The sequence below is a fragment of the Bradyrhizobium sp. ma5 genome (genome assembly GCF_042258955.1).
Classification (GTDB): Bacteria; Pseudomonadota; Alphaproteobacteria; order Rhizobiales; family Xanthobacteraceae; genus Bradyrhizobium.
On sequence record NZ_CP170156.1, the window covers coordinates 6,096,248 to 6,119,414 of the forward strand.

Annotated in this window: 23 protein-coding genes and 1 pseudogene; 3 read left to right on the forward strand and 21 right to left on the reverse strand. The window is 60.9% G+C overall.

Features of this window, described 5'->3' with window-relative positions; translation table 11 throughout:
- Window positions 1-7: 7 nt before the first annotated feature.
- The 5 genes from ACE103_RS28555 to ACE103_RS28575 all read right to left on the reverse strand — a co-directional run bounded on the left by ACE103_RS28555 (window position 8) and on the right by ACE103_RS28575 (window position 6,015).
- Window positions 8-892, reverse strand: a complete 885-nt coding sequence (locus ACE103_RS28555; protein WP_375775778.1) for a branched-chain amino acid ABC transporter permease — start codon at window positions 890-892, stop codon at window positions 8-10.
- Window positions 893-942: 50 nt separating this feature from the next.
- Window positions 943-2,196 (reverse strand): ABC transporter substrate-binding protein, encoded by a 1,254-nt coding sequence (locus ACE103_RS28560; RefSeq protein WP_375775779.1) that lies wholly within the window; start codon window positions 2,194-2,196, stop codon window positions 943-945.
- A gap of 68 nt (window positions 2,197-2,264) precedes the next feature.
- Window positions 2,265-4,655, reverse strand: a complete 2,391-nt coding sequence (locus tag ACE103_RS28565; protein WP_375775780.1) for a xanthine dehydrogenase family protein molybdopterin-binding subunit — start codon at window positions 4,653-4,655, stop codon at window positions 2,265-2,267.
- Window positions 4,652-5,137 carry a (2Fe-2S)-binding protein gene (locus ACE103_RS28570; protein ID WP_375775781.1) on the reverse strand — a complete coding sequence of 162 codons (486 nt, stop codon included), beginning with the start codon at window positions 5,135-5,137 and terminating at the stop codon, window positions 4,652-4,654. Before ACE103_RS28570 ends, ACE103_RS28565 begins: the two co-directional genes overlap by 4 nt.
- Window positions 5,134-6,015, reverse strand: a complete 882-nt coding sequence (locus tag ACE103_RS28575; RefSeq protein WP_375775782.1) for an FAD binding domain-containing protein — start codon at window positions 6,013-6,015, stop codon at window positions 5,134-5,136. The genes ACE103_RS28570 and ACE103_RS28575 overlap by 4 nt, the downstream gene beginning before the upstream one ends.
- Window positions 6,016-6,182: 167 nt before the next feature.
- On the opposite strand from ACE103_RS28575, the gene ACE103_RS28580 reads away from it, so the two are divergent.
- Window positions 6,183-7,277, forward strand: a complete 1,095-nt coding sequence (locus ACE103_RS28580; protein WP_375775783.1) for an LLM class flavin-dependent oxidoreductase — start codon at window positions 6,183-6,185, stop codon at window positions 7,275-7,277.
- Window positions 7,278-7,293: 16 nt separating this feature from the next.
- Window positions 7,294-8,169: a polysaccharide deacetylase family protein gene (locus ACE103_RS28585; protein ID WP_375775784.1), complete on the forward strand. Its 876-nt coding sequence runs from the start codon at window positions 7,294-7,296 to the stop codon at window positions 8,167-8,169.
- A 6-nt stretch (window positions 8,170-8,175) separates the two neighbouring features.
- Here ACE103_RS28585 and ACE103_RS28590 read toward each other — a convergent pair whose 3' ends face one another.
- The 13 genes and pseudogenes from ACE103_RS28590 to ACE103_RS28650 all read right to left on the reverse strand — a co-directional run bounded on the left by ACE103_RS28590 (window position 8,176) and on the right by ACE103_RS28650 (window position 19,791).
- Window positions 8,176-8,850, reverse strand: a complete 675-nt coding sequence (locus ACE103_RS28590) for a TetR/AcrR family transcriptional regulator (protein WP_375775785.1) — start codon at window positions 8,848-8,850, stop codon at window positions 8,176-8,178.
- Window positions 8,851-8,858: 8 nt separating this feature from the next.
- Complete coding sequence (locus tag ACE103_RS28595; RefSeq protein WP_375775786.1) at window positions 8,859-9,413, reverse strand: flavin reductase family protein; 555 nt, start codon at window positions 9,411-9,413, stop codon at window positions 8,859-8,861.
- A 10-nt stretch (window positions 9,414-9,423) separates the two neighbouring features.
- A complete protein-coding gene (locus tag ACE103_RS28600) occupies window positions 9,424-10,617 on the reverse strand; it encodes an acyl-CoA dehydrogenase family protein (protein WP_375781197.1) in 1,194 nt (397 codons plus the stop codon).
- Window positions 10,618-10,994: 377 nt separating this feature from the next.
- Window positions 10,995-11,423: a GNAT family N-acetyltransferase gene (locus tag ACE103_RS28605; protein WP_375775787.1), complete on the reverse strand. Its 429-nt coding sequence runs from the start codon at window positions 11,421-11,423 to the stop codon at window positions 10,995-10,997.
- Between the two features lie 88 nt (window positions 11,424-11,511).
- A complete protein-coding gene (locus ACE103_RS28610; protein ID WP_375781198.1) occupies window positions 11,512-11,835 on the reverse strand; it encodes a hypothetical protein in 324 nt (107 codons plus the stop codon).
- Between the two features lie 12 nt (window positions 11,836-11,847).
- Window positions 11,848-12,675 (reverse strand): annotated as a pseudogene (locus ACE103_RS28615) (DUF5309 domain-containing protein); the annotation flags it as partial.
- A gap of 517 nt (window positions 12,676-13,192) precedes the next feature.
- Window positions 13,193-13,774, reverse strand: coding sequence for a hypothetical protein (locus ACE103_RS28620; RefSeq protein WP_375775788.1), 582 nt, complete (start codon window positions 13,772-13,774; stop codon window positions 13,193-13,195).
- Between the two features lie 80 nt (window positions 13,775-13,854).
- A complete protein-coding gene (locus ACE103_RS28625) occupies window positions 13,855-14,289 on the reverse strand; it encodes a hypothetical protein (RefSeq protein ID WP_375775789.1) in 435 nt (144 codons plus the stop codon).
- 69 nt (window positions 14,290-14,358) lie between these two features.
- Window positions 14,359-14,664, reverse strand: a complete 306-nt coding sequence (locus tag ACE103_RS28630; protein WP_375775790.1) for a hypothetical protein — start codon at window positions 14,662-14,664, stop codon at window positions 14,359-14,361.
- A gap of 405 nt (window positions 14,665-15,069) precedes the next feature.
- On the reverse strand, window positions 15,070-15,507 hold the full coding sequence (locus tag ACE103_RS28635; RefSeq protein WP_375775791.1) for a DUF4279 domain-containing protein: 438 nt from the start codon (window positions 15,505-15,507) through the stop codon (window positions 15,070-15,072).
- A 540-nt stretch (window positions 15,508-16,047) separates the two neighbouring features.
- Window positions 16,048-17,703, reverse strand: a complete 1,656-nt coding sequence (locus tag ACE103_RS28640; RefSeq protein WP_375775792.1) for a hypothetical protein — start codon at window positions 17,701-17,703, stop codon at window positions 16,048-16,050.
- Between the two features lie 854 nt (window positions 17,704-18,557).
- Window positions 18,558-18,938 (reverse strand): hypothetical protein, encoded by a 381-nt coding sequence (locus ACE103_RS28645; RefSeq protein WP_375775793.1) that lies wholly within the window; start codon window positions 18,936-18,938, stop codon window positions 18,558-18,560.
- 79 nt (window positions 18,939-19,017) lie between these two features.
- A complete protein-coding gene (locus ACE103_RS28650) occupies window positions 19,018-19,791 on the reverse strand; it encodes a hypothetical protein (protein WP_375775794.1) in 774 nt (257 codons plus the stop codon).
- Window positions 19,792-19,921: 130 nt separating this feature from the next.
- Between ACE103_RS28650 and ACE103_RS28655 the strand changes: the two genes are divergently transcribed.
- Window positions 19,922-20,329, forward strand: a complete 408-nt coding sequence (locus tag ACE103_RS28655; RefSeq protein ID WP_375775795.1) for a hypothetical protein — start codon at window positions 19,922-19,924, stop codon at window positions 20,327-20,329.
- Between the two features lie 183 nt (window positions 20,330-20,512).
- On the opposite strand, the gene ACE103_RS28660 is transcribed toward ACE103_RS28655, so the two are convergent.
- From ACE103_RS28660 to ACE103_RS28670, 3 genes are all read right to left on the reverse strand, one after another.
- On the reverse strand, window positions 20,513-21,085 hold the full coding sequence (locus ACE103_RS28660) for a hypothetical protein (protein WP_375775796.1): 573 nt from the start codon (window positions 21,083-21,085) through the stop codon (window positions 20,513-20,515).
- Between the two features lie 246 nt (window positions 21,086-21,331).
- Window positions 21,332-21,724, reverse strand: a complete 393-nt coding sequence (locus ACE103_RS28665) for a hypothetical protein (protein WP_375775797.1) — start codon at window positions 21,722-21,724, stop codon at window positions 21,332-21,334.
- 97 nt (window positions 21,725-21,821) lie between these two features.
- Window positions 21,822-23,108, reverse strand: coding sequence for a PBSX family phage terminase large subunit (locus tag ACE103_RS28670; RefSeq protein ID WP_375775798.1), 1,287 nt, complete (start codon window positions 23,106-23,108; stop codon window positions 21,822-21,824).
- Between the last annotated feature and the right edge of the window lie 59 nt (window positions 23,109-23,167).

A 23,167-nucleotide genomic window follows, 5' to 3' on the forward strand; every position in this document is an offset into this window, starting at 1 on the left:
GCCGGGCTCAGCTCATCAATCCGGCGCGGCCGAAGAAGCCCTGGGGACGAACGATCAGAACGACCGCCATCAAGGCAAAGATCGAAACCTTGGCCATCTCGGGTGCGAACAGCGAGGTCATGCTGACCACCACACCAACCAGCAGGCCTGCCAGTACGGCGCCGCCGATCGACCCCATCCCTCCTACGACCGTCACGACGAAGGCTTCGGCGAGGATCGTGCCGCCCATTTCCGGAATGACGCCTTGAAGCGGCGCGGCCAACAGGCCGGCAAAGCCCGCGATCGCGGTACCTATCCCGAACACGATCAACCAGACCTTGGAAACATCGACCCCAAGAACACGCACGATCTGCGGATCGCGCGCCCCGGCGCGGATAATCAGCCCGAAGCTGGTCTTCTCCAGAAACAGCCAGAGCGCCAGCAGCACGACGGCTGTCGCCCCAATCACGAACAGGCGGTAGAGCGGGAAATAGCCGACACCAATGTCGACGGCGCCCTGCAGAACCTCGGGCGTATCGAAAGGATAGCCAGTCTTGCCAAAGGCAATGCGCACGCATTCGACCATCACGTAGCTGAGCCCAAAGGTCAGTAGGAGCGGATAGTCGATGCCGCGGCCGTAAAGCGGCTGGATCAGCACGCGCTCGACGGCAAGGCCGAAAAGGCCGACGGCGATCGGCACCGCCACGAGGCAGATCCAGAAATTGCCCCCGATCGAGATCAGATAGAGCCCGACATAAGCGCCGACCATGTAGAACGCGCCATGGGCAAAGTTGACAACCGTCAACATCCCGAAGATCAGCGAGAGGCCGATCGCAAACAACACGTAGATGGCGCCGAGCGCCAGCCCGGCGAACAGTTGCAGCGCGATCAGGTCAAAGCTCAGGCCCGCCATTTGTCCCCCTCCGCACGGCGCGCACCCGCGGCGCGCGCCGTCGCACGAGCTCAGCTCTTGTGACCGAGCGCCTCGCAGGTGCGCAAGTACTTCTCGTTGGGTTCTTCGGTCGACAGGACCTCGAACACGTCGGACTCGTTCCTCAGGTCCTTGGACTTCGACTTGATCACGAGCACCGATTGCACCGACTGGTGGTCGCACTTGCGATAATACTGCGGCCCCTTGTAGTAGTCGTACTTCAGTGCTTCCAATGCCGCGACGACCTTGTCGGTCTCCACGCTGCCGGCGCCCTTGACCGCCTCCAGCACGGTCCGAACACCGCCATAGCCGAGCGCACCGTAATCGGTGGGCAGCTTGCCGTCGTACATCTTGCGGAACGCATCGTTGAACGCCTTGGTCGAGGCGAACTTGTCTTCGATACCCCAGTAGAACGAGCAGCCGCCGACGACGCCCTCGAATGCCTGGGGGCCGGCCGCGACGCGGCTGGCATGCGAGAGCAACGGAGCGATGATCTGGATCGACTTCTTGATGCCGAAGTCGGTCGCCTGCTTCAGCGCGATCTGCTGGTCGCGACCGAAATTGCTGATGCACAGAATATCGGGCTTCAGCGCCTGGAGACGCGGCAGCAGGGTCGAGAAGTCGGTCGTTCCCAGCGGATGGCGGATGTCGCCGAGGTTCTCGACGTTGAACTCCTTGCCGACCTCGAGGAAACCGCGAACCATCTCGTGACCGTAGGCATAATCCGCCGTGAGAAACGCAACCTTCTTGCCGAATTTGGCGAAGGCATAGCGGCCGACCGCGCCTGACGTCATGTGCGGGTTCAGCGCTTCGTGGAAGGTGTATTTGCTGAAGTCGGCTGCCTCGTTGATGGCGTCGGACTGGCTGATCGAATTGAAGATGACGCCGCGCTCTTTGGTGACGTTGTTGATCGCAAGCTGAACTGCGGCCGACAGACTGCCGACGACGAAATTCACCTTCTCCTTCTCGACCAGCTCCAATGTCCGCGTCGCGGCCTCCCCGGGATTGAGCTTGTCGTCGCGCACGACGAGCTCGGCCTTACGGCCATTGAGGCCACCCGCATCATTGAATTGGGCAACAGCGAGCTGCCCCGCCCGCACCTGGTCCTGGGCCTCGGCGCCATACGGACCGGTCAAAGGAACCGGGAAGCCGATCTTGATGGGGGCTTCCTCAGCCTGGAGCAGATTGATGCGAAAGGGTGAGACGGCGAGTGCGGCGCCGACGCTTGCCGTCGTCAGCAGACGACGCCGCGATATCGATCCAGCTTTGGTGACCTTGTTCGTCATGACCTATTCCTCCCCAAGAACTGTCTGTGTTTTGCTTAGCGTATTATCGTTGCCCGGAACGTCCCCATTCAGATCCGTCCCAAGGCCGTCAGGATAACCTGTGGCGTGAGCGGAATCTCGGTAATTGTTGCGCCGAACGGCCGCAGCGCGTCATTGACCGCGTTGGCAACCGCAGCTGCTGCGCCGGCCGTACCTGCCTCACCCGCCCCTTTGGCTCCGAGCTCCGTTTCCTGCGTCGGAGACACCACATGGCCAATTTCGATATCGGGCATCTCGCCGGACATCGGGACCAGGTAGTCCGCCATATTGGCGTTGGTCAGCTGACCGCGTTCGTCATAGATGCATTTCTCGAACAGCGCCGCGCCGAGCCCCTGCACGACCCCGCCCCGGATCTGCTCGTCGACCAGTTGCGGGTTGATGATGGTGCCACAGTCTTCGACGACCCAATGCTTCAGCAGCGTCACGAACCCGGTCTCGGTATCGACCTCAAGCCATGCGGCCTGAACCCCGTTGGTGAACGCAAAGGGATACTGCCGTGGCACGAAATGCCGCGTCGCCATCAGCTCGGGCTGGACGCCCGGCGGGAGGGTATCCGGTCGAAAATAGACGATCCGCGCCAGCTCGTTCAGCTCGATGCGCGGCGCACCGTCGACAGCATTGACGATGCTGTTGTTGACGATATCGAGTCCAGCCGGCGTCGATTGCAGGATGGCCGCGGCGACATCCAGGATATTCTGGCGCAGGGCCTTGGCGGCCTGCAACGCGGCTTCGCCGCCGATGCCGGCACCGCGCGAGGCCCAGGTGCCGCCGCCATAGGGCGTGTTGTCGGTGTCGCCCAGGGTCACGCGGACCCGGTCCATCGAGACGCCCAGCACGCTGCCCACGATCTGGGCAGTCAGCGATTCCGACCCTTGCCCCTGCTCCGTGATGCTGGTCTGGCAGATCACCGAGCCTTGCGCGTCGAGCCGAACCGCAACGCCATCCTGCGACGAGATTTTCGCGCCGCCGACGCCGTAAAAGGCGGCACTGGGATTGGTCACCTCGATGAAGCTGGCGATTCCGATACCCCGGTGAATGTTTCTGGCGCGCAATGCCGCTTGCTCGGCACGCAAGACGTCGTAATCCATCATCTGCAGCAGCTTGGCCAGCGAGGCATGATGCGAAAGCTGCTCGAATTTCATGCCGGAGGGGGATGCACAGGGATAGGCATCGTCGGGGATCAGATTGCGCCGGCGGATCTCGACAGGGTCCATGCCGATCTTCGCTGCGGCAAGGTCGACCAGCCCCTCGGTGACCGAACAGGCAATCGGGTGTCCGACCGCCCGGTACTGACACATCACGTTCTTGTTCTGGAAGACGACCCGCGCTCGCGCCCGATAGTTCGCCGTGACATACGGCCCACCGACCAGGTTGACCACCTGATTGGCTTCGATGGCGCTGGTGCGCGGATACATCGAATAGGGACCGATCCCCGTCAGGTCGTCGATCTCGAAAGCCGTGATGGTGCCGTCCGGCCTGACGCCGATCCGGCCCCGGCATCGATGATCGCGGGCGTGAATGTCCGTGTTGAAGCTCTCGACACGGTCGGCCACGAACCTGATCGGCCGCCGTAGCAGCTTGGACAGCGCATAGGTCGCCATTTCGTCGGCGTAGATATGAACCTTGATGCCGAACGAGCCGCCGACATCCTTGCAGACCACCCGGACCTGCGCCTCACGTAGTCCGAGATGCAGGGCTGCGATGTTCTGCACCATGTGGGGGGCCTGCGTGCCCTGATAGATCGTCAGCCGTGCCTCGGCCGGATTCCAGTCGGCAACCACCGCCCGCGGTTCAAGTGTCACGCCGGTGTGACGCCCGAATACAAAGTCGGCCTCGACCACCTCAGAATCCGACAATGCCTGGTCGACATCGCCTGCGTTGAGGGTCCGTTCAAAGGCGAGGTTATCACCGAGCGCGCTGTGAATGACCGGCGTCGCCGGATCGAGCGCGGTACGCATGTCCGTGACCGTCTCGAGCTCCTCGTAGTCGACGACAACATGCTCCATCGCATCTTCGGCTGCCGCACGGCTGGTTGCGACAATCGCGGCGACCGCCTCACCCTGCCAGCAGGCCCGATCGACCGCGATCGCGTGCTGCGGCGCCGACTTCAATCCCTTCAGATGCGAGAGCACCCCGACCCATGGCGTGATGACAGCCTCAAGCTCGCGACCTGTGACAATGGCAATAACGCCTGACATGCGCCGTGCCGCGTCGGCATCGATCGCCACAATTCTGGCGTGAGCATAGGGCGATCGCAGGAAGACCACATGCGCCATCCGCGGCAATTCCAGGTCACTGACGTATTGTCCACGCCCTTGCAGCAACCTGTCGAGGTTCGGCCGTGGCACCGTCTTGCCGATATAGGAATTCGGGCGATCGAGCACCGAAAGTGTCTCTGCCGGAGCACGGGTCACGGTCATGCCGGCCGCTCCGCGCGCGTCTTGGCTGTTGCCTCCACCGCATCCACGATGGCTTGATAGCCGGTGCAGCGGCAATAATTGCCGGAAAGATGCTCGCGGATCGCCTGGCGATCAGGCACGGGCATATGCTTCAGCAAGTCTTGTGCCGTCATCAGCATTCCAGGCGTGCAATAGCCGCACTGCAAGGCATTGCGTTCGCGAAATGCCGCCTGAAGGTCGGCGATTTCACCACTGTCGGACAGCCCCTCGATGGTCTCGACCGACGCCCCCTGCGCCTGGACGGCCAGCATCAGACAAGAGCGGACGATCTCGCCATCGAGCCGGACCGTACAGGCACCACAAACGCCGTGCTCGCAACCGACATGGGTGCCGGTCAGCCTCAGGTTCTCCCGGAGGAAGTCAGCGAGATTGAGCCGCGGCAGGACAAAGGCATCGATTGGCTCGCCGTTGACCAGAAGCGAAACCGACACTGGGGCACTCACCTGGCAACTCCCGCTTCCAGATCGGGCCGCGCCAGGAATGCGGCCACGCAGCGCCGGAGCAAGACCGCAGCAAGATGTCGCCGCATTGCCGCGGTCGCCTGCTGATCCTCCTGTGGATCGAGTTCAACGGCCAACGCTGTCGCAGCTTCTGCAAGCAAGGCAGAGGTCACTGAGGCATTGATCAACCTGCCTGCGGCCGCGGCTAGCATAGGCCGATCGCCAATCGCAAAGAAGCCGAGCCGGAGATCAGTAAACCTGCCGGCTGCAACAACAGCACGTGCAGCAAGTCCGACGACGGCGTAGTCACCATGTCGCCGGGCATACTCCTGAAAGAAAAATGTCGAGCCCTGGCCCGCGACGGGCACCTCAATCGCGACAAGCAATTCGTCCGGCGACAGCGCCGTTTCGTAGATGCCCTTGAAAAACTCGGTCGCAGCAATCCGGCGCTCGCCGGAGGGACCGCGAACAACGATCGTGGCGTCAAGCGCGATAACACAGGCCGGCAACTCCGATGCCGGATCGGCATGCGCGAGGCTCCCGCCTATCGTTCCGCGATTGCGAATTGCAGGATGAGCAACGTGGGCAACGGCATCCCGCAACAGCGGCGCGTGCAGCGCAATCTCCGGCGACCTGAGCAGGTCGACATGCCGCGTCAGCGCGCCAACGATCAGCACGCCTGCCCTCACGGCGATGCCGCGCAGCTCGGCGAGGCCACCGATATCGACCAGAATGTCCGGGGAGACGAGCCGCAAGTTCATGGCCGGCATCAAGCTCTGGCCACCCGACAGAACCTTCGCCTTGTCGCCGTACGCGGCAAGCAACTCCAGCGCATTCACGACGCTGGTCGCGCGGGTGTAGGCGAAAGCCGCAGCTTTCATGTGGCGTGGCCTCCCGGCCCAATTTTGGTTTGCCCGATTAGAGGGCCGGCTCCTTCAAAGGTCAAGTTTGTTTATCGAGTGATTATTTGTGCGGCAGGGCTTGTCTTCGCCCTGGGAAGGCAGCAGGTTCCTTGCCAACTAAAGTTCAACGCGGAGGGAGGCGGATCATGAAGATCGGATTCTTTACGATGCCGATCCATCCTCTCGAAAAGGATTGGCGGCAATCGCTCCAGGAGGATCGGGAGGCCTTCCTACTCGCGGATGAGCTCGGGTACACGGAGGCGTATGTCGGCGAGCACGTCACCGACAAAGCCGAGAACATCACCTCCAGCATTGCGTTCATTGCCTGGCTCGCAGCCGCGACCAAGCAGATCAAGCTTGGAACCGGCACCATCAACATGCCGAACACGCATCCGGCAGCGGTCGCCGCATCCGTCGCCATGCTCGATCACATGCTGGATGGCCGCTTCATATTTGGAATAAGCCCCGGCGGATTGCTGTCCGATGCAGAAGTTTTCGGCAATCTCGATGCCGACCGCAATGCGATGTTCCTCGAGGCGATCAATCAGGTTCTGGGGATTTGGGCTGGCAAGCCGCCCTATGATTTGCGGGGCAAATATTGGAATGTCTTGGTCGAGCGAACCCTGATCGAGGACATCGGCCAAGGATTGATAGCTCGCCCATTGCAAACCCCTCACCCGCCGATCGTGGTGACCGCGGTCGCGCCGTTCTCAAAAGGCGTCACGGAAGCCGCCGCGCGCGGCTGGGATCCGATCTCGGCGAACTTCCTGATGCCTGCCTGGGTGAAGAGCCACTGGCCCAAATATGTCGAGGGTTGCGCGCGTGTGAACCGGGCAGCGGACCCCGCCAACTGGCGCGTCGCCAAGAGCGTGTTTGTGGCAAAGGACGCAGCAACGGCGAAGGCCTATGCCACGTCGCCCGATAGCCCCTACGTGTACTATTATCACCAGCTGTTCACGAAGCTGAAGCGCGGCGGCCGGCTCGAACTGTTCAAGACGCGGCGGGATCAACCCGACGCGGAGGTCACCCTCGAGTCGATTTGCGACAGGCTGATCATCTACGGCACGCCCGAAAGCGTGGCTGATCAACTGCTGGCGTTCCAGGAAGAGATCGGCACCTTCGGAACCTTGCTCTATGCCGGCAAGGATTGGAAGGATCGCGAGCTCGGCCGTCAATCGATGATCCTGATGGCCGAGAAGGTCTTGCCGCGGATCAACGCCGCCACCGGATCATCCGCGTGACGAAGGGAGTTTCGACGTGGCTTTCACTGATCGCATTCCGTACCAGGCTCAGATCGACCGACCGAAACTGACATTGCCTGATGGCAAAAAGCTTGCTGTCTGGGTCATCCTCAACGTCGAGGAATGGCGTATCGAAAATTCGATGCCACGCACCGTGCTGAGTCCACCGATGGGCCAACCGCTGCTGCCTGACGTGCCGAACTGGTCGTGGCATGAATACGGCATGCGCGCCGGCTTCTGGCGGCAGTTCAAGGCCCTCACGGACCGGAAGATACCGGTGACGCTGGCCACGAACGCCAACGTCTGCAACAGCTATCCGCGCGTAGCGTCGGCAGCGCGCGAGGCGGGCTTCGAATTCATGGGGCATGGGTTCGTGCAGGGCCCCATGCACAAGATCGAGAACCAGGCGGATGCGATCAAGCGTGCTGTCGATACGATCGCCGCATTTGCCGGCAAGCCGCCGCGATCGTGGGAAAGTCCCGGCCTGACCGAGACCGAAGAAACACTGGATCTCCTGCGCCTCAACGGGATCGAATACGTGGCCGATTGGGTGATCGACGATCTTCCTCAGGACATCGCAACACCGCACGGAACTGTGACAACGATTCCCTATTCCGTCGAGACCAACGATATTGTCATTCACGCGCTGCAGCATCTGCCCTCGGAGCAGTTCCTGACGCGCTGTACCGACCAATTCGATCGGCTATATCTCGAAGGCGCAGAGAACGCGCGGATCATGGCAATCTCGGTGCATCCTTACATCACGGGGGTCCCACATCGAATCAAATACCTGGAGGCGTTGCTCGATTACGTGATTGGCCATGACGGCGTCGCGCTCATGACGGCGAGCGAGATTGGAGATTGGTATCGGGATCAGATGGCAGCAAAGTAATCCTGCTCAGCCGACGACCTTGATCGACGTCCCCCGACGATCGGTCGCGCTCTCCGCCATTCTCGCAAATCCCGCCAGAAAGATATCCAGCGCATCACTGATCATCTGCGCCTTGTCCTCCAGGACGGGCGCTTCGTAGATGTACTTGCGTACACCATAATAGAAGATGCCGCCGTGAAACACCCAGGCCAGCTCCAGTTCGGCCGCGCTGGGCCTGGCCTGCGTCACGAGGCCGGCATCGTGGCGGCACTCCCTGAGAATACGTGTCAGGATCTTGTCCTTGACCATGCCAACATACCAACGATTGATATCGAGGCCCTTCAGTCCTGAGTAGAGATAGATCCGCAACCATCTTCGGTTGAAGATCGCGCCCGTATAGACCTCGTAAAATTCCTGCAGCCGCATGCGGAGCGGACGCGACCGATCCGAGAGCAATTTCTCCCAGCCGATTTCAAGCGGCTCGAGATAAACCTTGCGGTAGACCTCCTTGATGAGATCGTCCTTGCTCGGAAAGTAGCGATAAAGCAACGGTTGCGTCACACCGAGCCTGCGAGCAAGAGCACGCGTGCCGCCGCCAAATCCTTCCTCCGCAAAAAGCTCTGTCGCCTTGGTGACGAATTCACTGCGACGATCGTCGGCCGACAGCCGCCTCTGCTTGGAACGAGTTCGCTTGATGGGCATCTTTCGATTCATGATGCGTTGCCGTCATCGTCAGCCAGGAACCGGCCAAAACCTCCCTGCGCGAACAGCAGCGGATCGTTTCGGTTGTAGCCGTAGGCCTCCACCGCCCCAAGGAAAATGACGTGATCGCCGCCGTAGTAGCGGTTGGCAGCCCGGCATTGGAAATTTGCGACTACGTCGGCAAGCACGGGAGCGTTCCCTAGACCTGGTGACCAACTCACACCAGCGAATTTGTCACCCGATGATCTGGCAAACTTTATCGCCAGCGTCTGCTGCGACGCGTCAAGAACGTTGATCGTAAAATGGCTGGCATTCTGGAAGATCGGCAATCCTTGCGAAAACATCCCCAGGCTCCACAACACAAGTGGGGGGTTAAGCGACACCGACGCAAACGAATTGCAAGTAATTCCGTACGGTCGTCCTTCGGTCGACATCGCGGTGACGATCGTCACACCGGTCGCAAACATACCGAGAGCATTGCGGAAGTCACGGGGATCGATTGTCGAGCTGTCGCTTGCGAGCTCGCTGGCCGGGTCCGGCGGACGTTTGGGTGCGTCAGACATCCGGCCAGCCTCAAAGTGTCAGGTTTTCAGACGGTAGCCCAAGAGCTACTCGCCCATAGTTGGTGCCGGCCGCGTCGAAATTGAAGGCGAGATGCGAATTCACTGCATGTGCATCGCGAAATTGGCGCTGCAACGCTCCCGAGGTGAACAGGCTGCGCGCCCCGCTCGCTGCAAACAGAAGAGAGACCGCTTCGGTGCACAAATTGACCGCGAACGCGCCATCGCGCCGGAGCCTCGTCTTCGCTGCAATGCTGGGGATATCACCGCACCGAATCGCTGCAAGCACCTCAGCGCAACTCGTGCGCATGATCAGTCGTGCGGCATCTATCTTCGCAGAAGCCTCGGCGATCTTGATCTGTGTACTTTGCAGGTCGCCGAGCTTGGCCCGATTATATGTCGAGGCACGGTGTCGCGCGATCTCGACGTAGTCATCGAGGCAAGCCTGGGCATTTCCCAGACCGACCCCAGACAGCACATAGGGAAACAACGAGAAAACGGGAAGCATGTAGAGCGCGTTCGGATTGACGACACTGCCTGGCGTTGCGCCACCCGCAAGATCGCTAACGGCAACCGTCATGTGCTCGGGAACGAATGCGTCAGTTGCTCGCACATCGTTCGATCCTGTTCCGCGCAAACCCGCTGCGTTCCACGTGTCGTCGATGTTGTAGTCCCGTCGGTTCAACAGGAACAGCCGATACTCGACGCCGTCGGCCTCATCATCCGAGGCAACTACGCTCCCGAGCATGTTCCACCCGCACGCTTCCACACCGGACGAGAACGGCCAATGACCGCTCAGCAAATAACCGCCACTTGTCTTCCTGGCCCGTCCTGCCGGGAAAACAAAGGAAGACGCGATCAGCGTATCGGGATTCTCGCCCCACACAGCGCTCTGCGCCTCGGACGCGAACATACCCAGCATCCAGTGGTGGCTCGCAAGATTGGCAAAATTCCAGGAGACCGAGGCGTCGCCCTGCCCCAGGGCGTCGGCACAATCGACCAGCGCAACATAGTCGAGCTCGCTGCCCCCGACGCGCTTGGGCTGCAGGATTCGGAAAAGCCCACTATCGTGTAGATCCCGCTCGGTCTCGGGCGGCAAACGGCGCAATTCTTCGGTCCGCGCTGCCCGTTCACGCAGAGCCGGTGCCAGCGCTCGGGCTCGCGCGACCATGAGCGAATAATGATCCCGATCTGACCCTGGCGGCATCTTGGTGTTGAGCCCGCGGCCAACCTCAACCATGGTCTCTTCCTTCGTTCGATCTCCGAAACATTCGCGCAACGGGTCGTTTGGCTCAGTTTATCGAGCGATCACCAGAGATCAAGACGCGCAAGCCTGCGTCCTGCGAATTCAAGGCACAGAGCTCTCAACTGCCGCCACCGGCATCCAGTGACGGGAACGCTCTCGGCCATGTTTCGTCCGCGCGGGACAGGGCACCCTAGCATTCTCCCACAAAAAATTCGATGCGCGGCCAAGCTCCGGCTAACAACCGCAGCTTACCGAGGGGGCGACCTACGAACCAGAAACGCCACCGGGCGTCCTACGTCGTCAAACTGTCGGCAACGGTCAATTCCACCTCGCAGGAACTAGACGAGCTCCTTCCGCCAATACAGCGTGTGCTGCCATGCCCAGGGCGAGGCAGGTTGGAAAAGCCGATACCCCTGCCGGATGAAGTTGTTGGCCGAGAAATGATTGTCGGTCGTGTCCGAGACGATCGCATTCCAGCCCGACCGCCTCGCTCGCGCTTCCGGCGCGCGAGTAAGCCGCACTTGCAGGCCGTGGCCGCAGTGCGGCATCACCACCCCAACACGGCACAGATATCCGGCGTTGGCAACATGGGTTGACGGAACGACGCCCGCGAATGCAATCGGCTTGAGTCCACGAAAGGCGAGCCACCAATACCCCTGTTCGAAGTCAGGCACGCGCGTCCCATCGCAGAAAGTCAACTGATGAAGCTCGACGAGCGCATCCGTGACCTCTTCGTCCTGCGGATCAAGCGCGCGTATCCTGTACATTCCTAGCACCTCGAGATTCTATCGTCCGCCACGCGTACTTGGCTCTCCAGTCTGGAGAGAGATGCACCCACTCCGGCTGCAACACGGATTACTTTCCAAGCGTGGCCTTGATACCCAGCCAGACGGCGCCGAGGAATCCGGTAGCGATCACGGTGATCACTGCCTTGAAAGTATAGCTTTGCGCCTGCTCCACGCTCCGTCGCCATCGCCGGAGGTGCTGAAAGTCCGCGCGCAATTCTCGTCGGTCACCTTCCTCAAATCCAAATGAAGTCAAGACTGTCGCGATGGTCTTGACCACGACGGCGTCGATGTCGCTTCGGCGCACCCGATCCTGTTCGATCACCGTTTCCATCACGATTGCTTTGACGCGCCGATCGGAGTCGCCGGTCTTGGCCAGCGGGATCGAGATCATATTGCGGCCGTTGAGATAGGCGACGGCCCACTTGTCCATCTCGAGCACCAGAACGTCGCGCGGACGCTGGAAGCGATTGGCGACGACCTTCAGCTTGCCAAAGTCGGATTCGTAGGCGTCGACCGAAGCCACGATCTTCTTCGACTTGGCCTCCTCGATCGCGGTCGAGCGGCCGGTGAAGGTCGAGAATACCTGCTTATTGAAGGCGCCGGTCATGATGGTGCCGGGCTTGCCGCCATTGGTCCAGATCGACGACAGCACGGTCTTCAGCCGCACTTCGGTGAACGCCAGCTGAGTGCCGTCGGTGCGCGTACCGGTGCCGTCGGCTGCGGCCGGGTCGGCGGCGCCGCCCGCGGTTCCTTTCGAAGTATTGCTCACGATCCACGACAACACCGACGCCGTCTTGCGCGGCGTGCTGGTCGAGCCGGCAGTCTTCGCCTGGCTGCTGCCGACCAGGATCGTCTCGATGTCGCGCTTGAGCTCAAGGCCGCGCAACATCTCCTGGTAAGCGAGCTCGTTGTCACGGCCGGCATGGTCGACCGCCTGCTGCGTGCCCGAAACCTGCGCCATTTTGTAGGAGATCTGGCAGAGATTGCCGAGCCGCACGGTCGGCACCAGCGCGTTGGCAGTGGGATCGTCACCCTCGAGCTGGGCGTTGGCGTTGGAGGCCGGCGCCAATGCCTGGGTCTGCCATTCGTGGTTGACGGCAGAGGCCTTCTCCTTGTCGACCCCGCTCATGAACGGGGTGTCGGTCGGATCGATTCGATAGATCATATCGCTGAGATCTTCACGGTTTCCGATCGCCTGGTAGGTCGTCACCGTGTTGGTAGGCAAAGCCATGTGCTGGTCCTTGTGCTGTCCGACAACGCATGCGGCAGCGCCGCCGATTGGCGGACGCGTTCGGCATCGTGATGAACGGACGTGATGATCTTGGGTGGTTGAGCGCTCGGCTGCACGATGGCGCGGAAGCACGCTTCCGGTTCGGCCCGCCTTCGTCTCCGCCGTGGTGCCTGCGTGTCGCGCAGGGTCGGCGTCATGAAAAAACCCGCGACGTTTCCGGCGCGGGCTCAAAACTTTCGATGGTGAGATTATGCTAGTGAGTTGCCCGACGTGTCAACACGCATCGCATCTTTTTCTTTGCGCCGAAGCGAGACGCCATCCGTGTGACGACTCGAGAGCCGAATACGCGCAGATTGCCGAGCGCGGCTGCGGCTGTCTCCATCCCGAACGTCAGTACCGGACGCGTGTGCTACCCAGATAGCGGACAGGCCGGTCCGGCTGCGGTGGTGAGATCGACGGTTGATCATCGCTGTCTGAGGTCCCCATCGGAGGGGCGGTGCTTGCAAAGTGATCGATATTAATTGCACCTCTTGCGGCCGCGGAGGTCGCCACCGCGCTGGACGAAGGAAATCGGAACCCCGCTGTGCGCGACCGAGTCACGAACCAATGTTGTAGCTGAGCCGGGAGGCTGGATCTCGGGATTGAGTTCGTGGCGGATGTCGGAATCGACAGATTTCCAAAGCAGCGGCGCGACGATCTCGTTCGCGAAAGGAAACTTACCCGTGCCGTATCCATGTGTCATGACGTAGAGATCATCACCGTCCTGAACGATGGATCGGTGCACATTTCCGGGATAAAGCTCGTGGCCGGGCTGCGTTGTATTGACGATCATCAAGCGATCCGGGTCGACGATCTGCCGGACTGGCCCCCAGATCGGGATGTCCATCGTGCCGCCATCGACGCTGCCCCTGTCTTGGCCAGGCGTTGCATGCCGCGACAGGGATTCGAATGCTTGCCTCGGCGCAATCCCATCAGACACGCGACCGATCCACGTCTTGTTGGAATAGAAGTGCGGACCGCTCGGAATCGGAATATCGATTCCGTCGGAGAATGGCGTCGGCACGGTTATTCGCATCGGAGATTGGGTGGTCGGATCCATTGCAGGCTCGCTCTGTGATGAGTTGCAGGCACAAGTTTGGGGCCAGTGAAGACTGCAGCGGAGAGATCGACAGCAGTCGATCAAGCTTGAGACTTGGCGATATCCAGGAGACCACCGGTGGCGGCGACAGGCAGAATTGGCACCAGATTGGTGACAGCCACGATCGCGCTCAGGAGCATGTGATCAAGGACATTGCCCGAGACGGACAAGACCGCAGCGAAACTCACGATGAAGAAGAGGTTGGCGAAGATCAGCACGAGCACTAACTTCAGGGGACGGCTGCGCTGAACGGTCGCAGTTTGAAGCGATCCCACAAACCTGTTGCCAAAGAAGAGGCAAAGGAAATGAAGGCTCGAAAGCGATGCAGCCATCAAAATGATGGAGATCAAAGGCACGAAACCCTGAAGAGTAATCATGCCAAGAGTAACGAGAGCAGCCTGCCAATAGATAAGTGCGGCTTTGATCAGGACGTCCAGGATGAACGCCGCCCACCATTGCAATGTTGAGAGATTCATCCTGAGGCTCGCACGAGAAACACCAAGCAACCCAGAATTGAACATAACAAGAACGCTGTCAAGCGCATCTCACAGGATGCCAAACCGCTTCCTTCGCTCCGCCGTCTGGGCCAGTTCTTTCAGCTCGGCTTTCGCCAGCTTGCCGTTGGTGGCCACAGCGGTCAGGTGATCACGCACCTTCCCAACCACGTTGATCGCGAGGAACAGCTTCTCGCGACCGGACGCATCGTCGATCGTCGTCGATCGCCACGCGGTCGTGTAGGCCTGCTCGAGGGTCGCGAATGCTTCGACCAGCAATTCGTCGGTAAGCAGGCGTTCGGCCCTGACACCACGGCCGACGGCCTGATCAAGTCTTGATTCATCGGCAATCGTCATTGCGGAGGTTCTCCAGAGAGAGGATCGTATTCGACAGGTTCGAGCGGCATTTCATTTGCCAGCGCCGCCAAGCGGGATGAAGCCGGGGACATTGCGCGTAAGGCCAGATCGTTCGCGGTATACCGCTTCATCGCAGCATTGTGCGCGTGCTGCTGCCTGGCCGCTCCTGATGCGCGACGATCGTGACACTGTCCTACGCTCGCGCCTGCACCACCATCGTTGTCGGGATTGTCACCGGCGCTATCAATGTTCAGCTTCCCACACCGCCTCAATAATTTTCATCGAGGCATCTTCGGGATGACATCGGAAACCACATGCCGAAAGTATCAATCTGTCATTACCTCGCCAAAGGCCATACCGGTCACGCAATCGTGGTGCCGACGTCACCCCGCTGGCGCCAGCGCATCAGGAATTTGGAAAGACCTCGATGCCCAGGTTGACGTGCAGAGCGGAAAGGCGCGCCATGTCCTGCCACGACAAGGTATCGCCGATGTTCATCTCCCCGGACAAGTGTATGATCAATTCAATGGTGCCGCCGCCCTCGGATATCTCAGCTAGAAAGGCCTTATGAGATTCCAGTTTGACCAACACTTCTCCAACATCCGAGAAGAACGGTCGCTTTCCTCCGACATCGTAGGAATGCCCCCAACCGCTGACTTTATGCACGCCGGAAAGAATAGTCCCCGTCGGGGTCTTTCGTACACCGCCAGCGATTGCCGTGTATCTAGGCTCCAGGCCAAGGACCGACGTTATGCGCGCAGGATCGATGCTTGGATGCTTGATCAGTATCCGGACCGTATATCTCAGCATATGCTGCATGTCGTCCGCTTCATCCTCGGTCATCGCCGGTCCTTATCCTTTCCTCGTCTACCGCTGGGCTGACCAGAACCCGCAAAGGTGCCCGCGGGCCCGTGGTTTGTCCAGCTGCCGTCAAGGCTCCTTGACCAAACCTCGTCTGTCGGCGAGATCCTGACATCGCCCGTCGCCGCAGCTCCTATCGCATCCTTAATCTGACCATGATCGCCCGACCATGGTGTCTGATCAACAGGGCGAGATCCGGCGGGCGGTCTGCTCGCATCATCGCTATTCAGGACGTTGCCGATTCCGACTGCGCGACCGGCCTTGATTGTCGAGCTGACAAACGCGTCATTCTCGGGCGTACCCGGCAGGAAGACGGGAGGCAGCGGCGGCATGCTCAGCCTCCCGGGAGCATACTGCGCGTATTGTTGACCCACTCGTATCCGGTCAGTCTCAGCACCCGCCGCGGGCAAATTCGTTCCGGATTGCGGACCCAAGCCACCTGCGTCGAATGGATCGTGCTCGACCGGAATCAAAGTAACATCGTCGAAATCCGGCTGATGGTCCACCGGCACCAGGGAAACGTCAGACATGATGAACGACCATCAGGAATTTTCCGGGCCGCTTCGGGTCCGGAACATAGTGGTGGCCGTCCCTGGCCTTTCGCGCACCCGACATATGGGCGCGCTCCGATTTGCGCGCCTCCGTCGCCGCCTTCAGATGCGCGTCGAATACCTTGATCTGGGCATCGAGCTCGGCCTTGATCTTGGCCAGTTCGATCTCCGCTTTGGCTTTGAGCTTTTGATGGATCGCATCGGCCTGTGCCTTCTGCTGCTCGATTTGCGCACGATGGGCGACGGCGAGCTGATCGGCCTGTGCCTTGGCCTGCAACGCCAGCACCCGCGGATCCGGCGGCGGCGCTGGCGGCGTCGGCGGCGGATACAATAGCTGGCCGGTCTGCGGATTGACCGCGGTCGGGTCGTTGAAGAAGCGGCCCGGGTTCTTGTGCCCCATGATCCGCGTCAGCTCGACGGCGGTATTGTAGAGCTCGCGGTCACCGACCATGTTGGCCTTGCCGCCGCCAATCAGTTCCTTCTGCACATTGGCAAGCGCCATCACCTGTGCGAACTGCTGCGCCTTGCCGCCGGTGCCGAGACCGACATTGATCGTCATGTCGTCGCGGGTCTTCCAGTTGCGCGGATCGACGGTGATCCAGGCATTGCGTAGCAGCACGGTTTGCTGTTGCTGGCCGTGCTTGCGGATCGTGCCATGCATCAGTGCGAAGATATCGCGTACACCCTCGGCCATGATCCGCGCGATTAGCTTGATCCGCATCTGCGAGGCCGAGAACACCTGCGCGACCGCAGTCGCCGACTGGTTCTGCAGCGCGTCGGCGTCGATGCCCTGGGACTGCCGGCTGAGGCCGGTGCGGCTCTCGAGCTCGGCGTCGAGATACTGCATCATCGGATAGATCGAGGTGGTGATGTCGGGCACCACCTGCCAGTTCAAGCCGCCCGCCGTCTTGGTGCGCACCACGCCGCCCGGCCGCGACACCAGGAGATCGTCGAGCGTGTTGGGCCCGGCATTACTCTCGGCCACCTCGACGCGCGGATTGTTGTGCAGATAGAGATTGTCCAGCGCGCCGCGCTTCAGCGCGGTCTTCTCTCGCTGCAGCGGCATCACGAGGTCCGCGATCGAGCGCCCGAAGAAGCGGTGCGTCATCGGCACCGGCGTGGTCGCAGCGAACGGAATGGCGTCGAACGCCGTGATACAGTCGCGCCCATCCTTGCGCAGGATCTCGCTCTGGTCGCCGCCGGTGATTACCTGATAGAGGCAAGGCCGGCCGTTGCCTTCATAGTCCATCCGCACATAGTGCTCGGTGATGCGCACCAGCCGCGCCGCTGAATTGACGCCACCGGCACCGGTGCCGAAATGCTCGTCCGCGGTGTCGCGCGCCAGCGTCTCGATATTGGCATAGCCGGTATAGTCGTTCAGCGACTTGATCTGCGTGGCATCGAAGCCTTCGGCAACGAGTTGTGCTTCCGTCTTGGTCACGACCTCGTGGAAGCAATAGTTGCAGTCGCGGATGCTGCGTGCGCCGCGCTCGATGCCGAACTCCTCCGGCGGCACGCCCATCACCCTCGCCTGGGCGAGCTTTCGCGTGCTGACGATGGTGACGTCGTGAGCAATGGGTGAGCCAAGCGGCAGCGCCGCCGGCCCCTGAAGCATGGGAACAGCCATTTTCGTTGAGCTCATCTTTTGGAGGTGTGCGACGGCTTGAACGCCTGACAAGCGCTCGTGCAACGCGCCGGCCGTCTATCTGCCGGGATAATCGCGGCGTGCGTAGCTTTGCAGAAGATCGGCCAACCCGTTCAGCGACAACTCGGGGTCGCGCAGATCGGAAGAGTCAGCCTGACGACCGGGAAGACCGGAGACCCTCTCGAGAAATCGCACAGGAGGCGCCCCCTCACTGAAAGCCTTGCCTGATGACGGTGACGCTATCGCCGGCGTCCGCCAATCCGCGCCGTCCGCGCCATTGTCAGTCAGAGCGATGATCCGACCCAGAAGCCCCCCACTCGCCCCCGACCGCGCGGCCGCACCGCCCACGGGCATCTCCGGATATCCATACTCACGCGGCGAACGAGATCTCCCCGCGTCGCCGGAATCGCCGGACGGCGCAACTGGACGCGATCCGGCATCGGGATAGTCATATTCCCAAACGTTGCTTCTGCCTGGGATTCCTGCAGCCGCCGCGCTATCGCGGATGAAGGGCCTCTTCCAGGGCTGCGAGTAATCGTCGGATAATTCGTAGGGCCCAAGCCCGTACGTCACACCAGCGCCAGGCGTCCCGAAGCCAACACCATGGGCGCCTCCGCTGGTCCCGACATTTGCGCGAACTGGCCCGAATCCGATGCTGCCTGATGCCGACGGCCCAGTCAGCAATCCTTCAAGGTCTGGCGTATATCCCGCAGACAGACCCCAGCGCGGCGCACCCGCATACACCTGGGGATAGAGTCTGCCGTGATTGTCGATGTACGCGCCGACCCCACCGCCCCATGGCCAGCCAAACGTCCCCCCACCATAAGTCCCTGCCGTCATTTGTGTTCCTTATCCCGTTGATCGACTTCCAGCCCGCAGTTGGTTCGATAGGTTTTCCAAGACTTGAATGTCTGATAAGCAGCCCAGCTGAATCCAATCAGCACGAAACAACCAAACGCGACATTTCCCGCTGCGAAGAATCCAAGCGAGCCACTCAAGGCAGCGGCGCACCCGCCATACATGGTCTTCATGTACTCGGCTTGCAGCGGCAACGACGTCGAAGGCGCAAGCGCATAGGTATGAAGCGCATAGCGCGACATGTCGAAGTCCTGGAATTGCGGAGGAAACGCATCGACAAGCTCGCGACGAATGACCTCGGACTTGACGGCCGACCATATCGCGACAATCGCGGCGACGGCAAAGAAGGCGACAGACATGGCAATTCCCCGAACATTTCGACGACAGTCGAGACTATGCACCAAACTCCGTGCAGTTCGCCATCCCGCCTCGAAGTCGTCAACGGTCCGAGGGGTAGTTGCCGCGCAAGTAGTCGAGCATCAGACCGTACAAGCCACCGGGGCGCGGCGGCGTCACGGCGGGCGGATTCGATGAATCGACCGGCATCGTCGACGCTCGCCAATCACCCATGCCGTCTCCGATTGAATATTGCTCGCGTCGGCTCAGATATCTGACCGGCCTTTGGCCGGGACCACCGATCGTGCCAGCACCAGTCGAGTCGGCCGAAACCATCTCTCGCGCCTGGGACAGCCCGCCATCCGGGTCGGGATATCCATACTCGAACACGTTGTTACGACTGGGTACGCCGGCCGCGGCTGCCGAATCGCGGACGAAGGCCCGTCGCCACTCAGGACTGGGAGGTGGACGGTCATAGGTGCGCAGGAATTCCGCGACTTGATGCGGAGTGAAAGTCGTGGTGAATGCCGGCGACGCATTCGGAGTGCCGATTCCTGCTTCGACAGTGGTCACCCTGGGAGTGTAGTTGCCGCCGAATGGGACCGTCCCATTTAAAGTGACCGACGGCAGAATGGTCGATACGTTCGCGCTGACGCCCGGCCCGAGCGTGTCACTGGACGTCATTCCCTTTCTGAGAAAGACTGCGTTCACGCCAGCGCCAGGCAGGCCAGAACTGTTCGTCACCGTAAAGTGCGGCGCGCTATCGGCACCCGGACTCCAGTAGTAGGTCCCACCGATCCGCCCGGGAAGAAGAGGCCTCGGCAAGGACAACGAGACGCCATCCGGCCATCGGATTTTTCTCTCATTTTCTGCCATTTCGAACTCCGGAGTTGAAACTTCTGGTAGCGACCAATATCTTGAGCAAACAAGTGCGCCGATAGGCGAAGCCGGCTGAGCCGTTCGATAGCGGCGTCGAATCCGATCCGCTTCGGGCAGTGAGATGACGATGACTTATCTGTTCTTCGGTCTTATCGCGGTCTGGCTTTTTGGGCTGTCTTTTCTCGCATCGCTGAATGTGCGGGATGCGGAGGCTGTTCTCGAACATCTTGCGCCAGGCGAACGGTACGTGGACGTTGAGCCTTCACCATGGCGCGCGCCGCGTACTGTGTTCGGCTGGTTGTTTGGCTCGCTGTTTTTCGGCGCCATCTTGGCGGCCGCCATACACTTGTTTGGACGCATGCTTAACCTCGACGGGTCCGGCAACGCTCGCGTAACCAACATTGATCCCGCGCGTTTGACCGAAGAGGGCCGCCCATATCTCGATCGCGCGATCCGCAATGAGCTGATCTTGTATGGATGGATAGCGATGGGCATCGTGCTCCTGGTGGTCGCTGGACTCTATTTCAGAGGTTAGGCACCGACCGTCTGGCCAGCGCGCCTTTCTGCCAGATTGAGGCACGCGTTTCGCCTCAGGTAGCAGCCTTCGAGCGGATACCCTATGAAGTGACGGCGTAGCAGCATTCCCGGCTCGATCCGAATTGGGAGCGCGCAAAGTTGGGATCTCCTTTTCGGTCGAACCAAATAAGTACCGGCGCCATCAGCTCGCCGCCCCTGTCACGGCATCGTCAGCCGCGCCATGCACGGTGTGCTCGACGATCTTCATCGCGCCGTCCGACTCCATCACGGCCTGCGCCAGCAGCGCAAACTGGTCGTCGGTGAGATCGTAATAGGTCTCCCGGCTCTCCTCCTCACTTTCCTCCCACCACACCTTGACGATACCGACCTTCGACAGCAGCGCGTCCTTGATGAAGGAATAGAGCGTCATGAAGCCGGGATTCTGCTGCATGAAGACATGATTGACGTAGTCGGTCTCCTGCTGCGCGGCGGCTTCGTCTTCCGGTCCCACCGGCTCGAAACGCACGACCTCGTCAGAGCCGGCGAAGATGTCCATCAGCGAGGGCATCAGCCCCTCGATGGTATCGGCGACGTCGGTCGAGACCGCACGCGAGCGGCCGTCCTGCGCCGGCATGTCCTTGCGCATGTCGCCGAGATAGTAGTCCATCGCATCTGCCCGCTCCTCGGCAAGCCGCGCCGCTGATAGCGCCGCGAGCGCATCGGCCTTTTCGGAGGCGAGCATCGCCTTGAGATCGGACGTCGACATCTTTGCCATTGGTGGAAGCCTTAGGTTGTGGTGCAAGCGTGAGGAGTTCCGATTTTCGTTAACCAAGATCGTCCAGAGCGACCGCGCGAATGGAACGCTCCCGGAATTCTGGATTCGGTCCAGACGCTGGCGAACGGTTCGGGATGGAGCCGCGGAACGGGCCCGACAGTGAAGCAATCAGCCCGCGCCCATGATCCGAATCAAGCGCGTCAGCCAATCTTCGTTGTCCGCGTCGGCGCGCTCGGAGCTTTCCGATCACTCGAACCGGGCAAGGCCGTGTGGGACGTCGGGCTCACGGTCAAAGGGGGAAGCGTAGTTTCCGAAGTACTTGTCCGTCGTCAGACGCTGGGCCCGTTGAGCGAAGTCTGGAAATGGAACGGGCCGCGCAGCAATAGTTGCCTGAGAGAACTTCGAATTCGCTGGTGACAGCGCGGCCGCTTCAGGACTATTCCATTTTCCAATTCCATCCTGAAACAGCGTGCGACCATCTTCCATGTTGGTCCAATTATCTTGAGTGCTGCCATCTCTCCTTATGGCGTGAAGCAAGAGATATTCGACCCCATCGACCGGAAGAATGGCGAATTTCGTAAGATCAAAACGCGAGCCGTCACGCAAAGTTACGATGCCGGAGCCGGTTGATAGCGTCATGTCTCCAACTCGGAAGGTTGGATTACGTAAGAAGGGAGCATAAGCATCGGTCCAGCCGGGCAAGCGGACAATAATACGGAGCACATTTGCAACCGTCTCACACCCACCCCTGCTCGCGATACCGGATCACCCGATTGAAGCTGCCTGTCCTTCCCGGCGCCTCGTAGCAGATCGCCATCAGGCCAAGCGCGTCGGCGGCGTGGCTTGACCAGTCGTGCTCCGGGCCGAGGCCGACATTGCGCACCTCGTCCTTGCGCTCGTGGTAAAAGCCGATCGCGTCGCGGCCGGCTTCCGTCGTTGCCTCGTTCCACCAGATCTGCGGCCCGAGCCGGCGCAGCGCCTCGATCCGCATCATCGCCGCGCCGCGGCCCTGGTTCTTTACCGGCGGCTCGACGGTGAAACCGGCGTCGCGCAGATGATCCTCGTAGCGCTTTCCGGTGATGTTGTTGGTCGCCATGCCGTCATGCGGCAGATAGAGGACGGCGTTTTGATAGCCGCGCGAGCGCAGCCAGTTGACGTGATACGCCAACACCTGGCCGGCGCTCTCATAGTAGTCGAGGATCCTGATTTCGCTGCCGGCCCACTGCACGATCCACATCGTGAAGGCGTCGGCGGTCGCACCGGCGCCGCCGATGTCGACGAAGGCGCGCAGCGGCAACAGCGGATCTGCGGCCACCTTGCCGACGCGGCCGTCATTGTGCGCCCGGGTTAGGAGTTCCGCGAAGTACGCGCCTTCGAACGCCTGCACGTAGCCTCCTTCCCAGATGTGATTGTAGCGATCGGAATAGAGCGAAAGATCCGTACGTCGCTCTTCATCGAGCACCGCAGGAAACCATGGATTATCGCGCCAGTTCGCGTTGACGACGATTGCCCCTGGCGGCTTGCGCACCCGGAGGAAATCATCGACCGCGTCCGACTTCCGTCGCGGATTCCAGCTTGCCCATAATTCCGAGCCCGGCGCACGAATCGTCGGCCGCAGCAAGGCGAGGCTATGCGCGCTCAGCGATTGCGCTTCGTCAACCCATGCAATCTTGAAGCCCTCGAGGCTCTTGATCGAGTCGGCCGTATGATCTCGCATGCCCCGGAAGATCATCACGCCGTCACCGGGGGTCGCGATCCTGTCCGAATAGTTCTTGAACCCTTGACCGACACCAAGCGACGCAATCTTGCTTTCGATCAATCGCTTCGATGATTGCGCCAGCGTCCGCTGCGCCTCGCGGATGCAGACCGCCAGCGTGCCGCGCTCGGCCTGACACATCTCGACCAGAAGCTCACCGAAGAAATGAGATTTTCCCGAGCCCCGGCCGCCGAATGCGCCCTTGTATCGCGCCGGCCGAAGCAGCGGCTCAAAGACTTTTGCGGTTGGAATTTTCAGGATCGACAAGGCTGCTCTCGGTAAGGCAAATCGGATCGGACGCCCGCCTGGTGCCGAGCGGTGATCAT

Bases quoted from the DNA above. Each gene is read 5' to 3' on its own strand.
- ACE103_RS28665 (WP_375775797.1), bottom strand. From the start codon at position 21,724: ATGACGCTATCAACCGGCTCCGGCATCGTAACTTTGCGTGACGGCTCG.
- ACE103_RS28620 (WP_375775788.1), bottom strand. From the start codon at position 13,774: ATGGATCCGACCACCCAATCTCCGATGCGAATAACCGTGCCGACGCCA.
- ACE103_RS28565 (WP_375775780.1), bottom strand. From the start codon at position 4,655: ATGACCGTGACCCGTGCTCCGGCAGAGACACTTTCGGTGCTCGATCGC.
- ACE103_RS28660 (WP_375775796.1), bottom strand. From the start codon at position 21,085: ATGGCAAAGATGTCGACGTCCGATCTCAAGGCGATGCTCGCCTCCGAA.
- ACE103_RS28610 (WP_375781198.1), bottom strand. From the start codon at position 11,835: ATGATCTCGATCCCGCTGGCCAAGACCGGCGACTCCGATCGGCGCGTC.
- ACE103_RS28645 (WP_375775793.1), bottom strand. From the start codon at position 18,938: ATGTCTGTCGCCTTCTTTGCCGTCGCCGCGATTGTCGCGATATGGTCG.
- ACE103_RS28555 (WP_375775778.1), bottom strand. From the start codon at position 892: ATGGCGGGCCTGAGCTTTGACCTGATCGCGCTGCAACTGTTCGCCGGG.
- ACE103_RS28580 (WP_375775783.1), top strand. From the start codon at position 6,183: ATGAAGATCGGATTCTTTACGATGCCGATCCATCCTCTCGAAAAGGAT.
- ACE103_RS28625 (WP_375775789.1), bottom strand. From the start codon at position 14,289: ATGAATCTCTCAACATTGCAATGGTGGGCGGCGTTCATCCTGGACGTC.
- ACE103_RS28600 (WP_375781197.1), bottom strand. From the start codon at position 10,617: ATGCCGCCAGGGTCAGATCGGGATCATTATTCGCTCATGGTCGCGCGA.
- ACE103_RS28560 (WP_375775779.1), bottom strand. From the start codon at position 2,196: ATGACGAACAAGGTCACCAAAGCTGGATCGATATCGCGGCGTCGTCTG.
- ACE103_RS28595 (WP_375775786.1), bottom strand. From the start codon at position 9,413: ATGTCTGACGCACCCAAACGTCCGCCGGACCCGGCCAGCGAGCTCGCA.
- ACE103_RS28635 (WP_375775791.1), bottom strand. From the start codon at position 15,507: ATGACCGAGGATGAAGCGGACGACATGCAGCATATGCTGAGATATACG.
- ACE103_RS28640 (WP_375775792.1), bottom strand. From the start codon at position 17,703: ATGGCTGTTCCCATGCTTCAGGGGCCGGCGGCGCTGCCGCTTGGCTCA.
- ACE103_RS28575 (WP_375775782.1), bottom strand. From the start codon at position 6,015: ATGAAAGCTGCGGCTTTCGCCTACACCCGCGCGACCAGCGTCGTGAAT.
- ACE103_RS28630 (WP_375775790.1), bottom strand. From the start codon at position 14,664: ATGACGATTGCCGATGAATCAAGACTTGATCAGGCCGTCGGCCGTGGT.
- ACE103_RS28590 (WP_375775785.1), bottom strand. From the start codon at position 8,850: ATGCCCATCAAGCGAACTCGTTCCAAGCAGAGGCGGCTGTCGGCCGAC.
- ACE103_RS28655 (WP_375775795.1), top strand. From the start codon at position 19,922: ATGACTTATCTGTTCTTCGGTCTTATCGCGGTCTGGCTTTTTGGGCTG.
- ACE103_RS28605 (WP_375775787.1), bottom strand. From the start codon at position 11,423: ATGTACAGGATACGCGCGCTTGATCCGCAGGACGAAGAGGTCACGGAT.
- ACE103_RS28650 (WP_375775794.1), bottom strand. From the start codon at position 19,791: ATGGCAGAAAATGAGAGAAAAATCCGATGGCCGGATGGCGTCTCGTTG.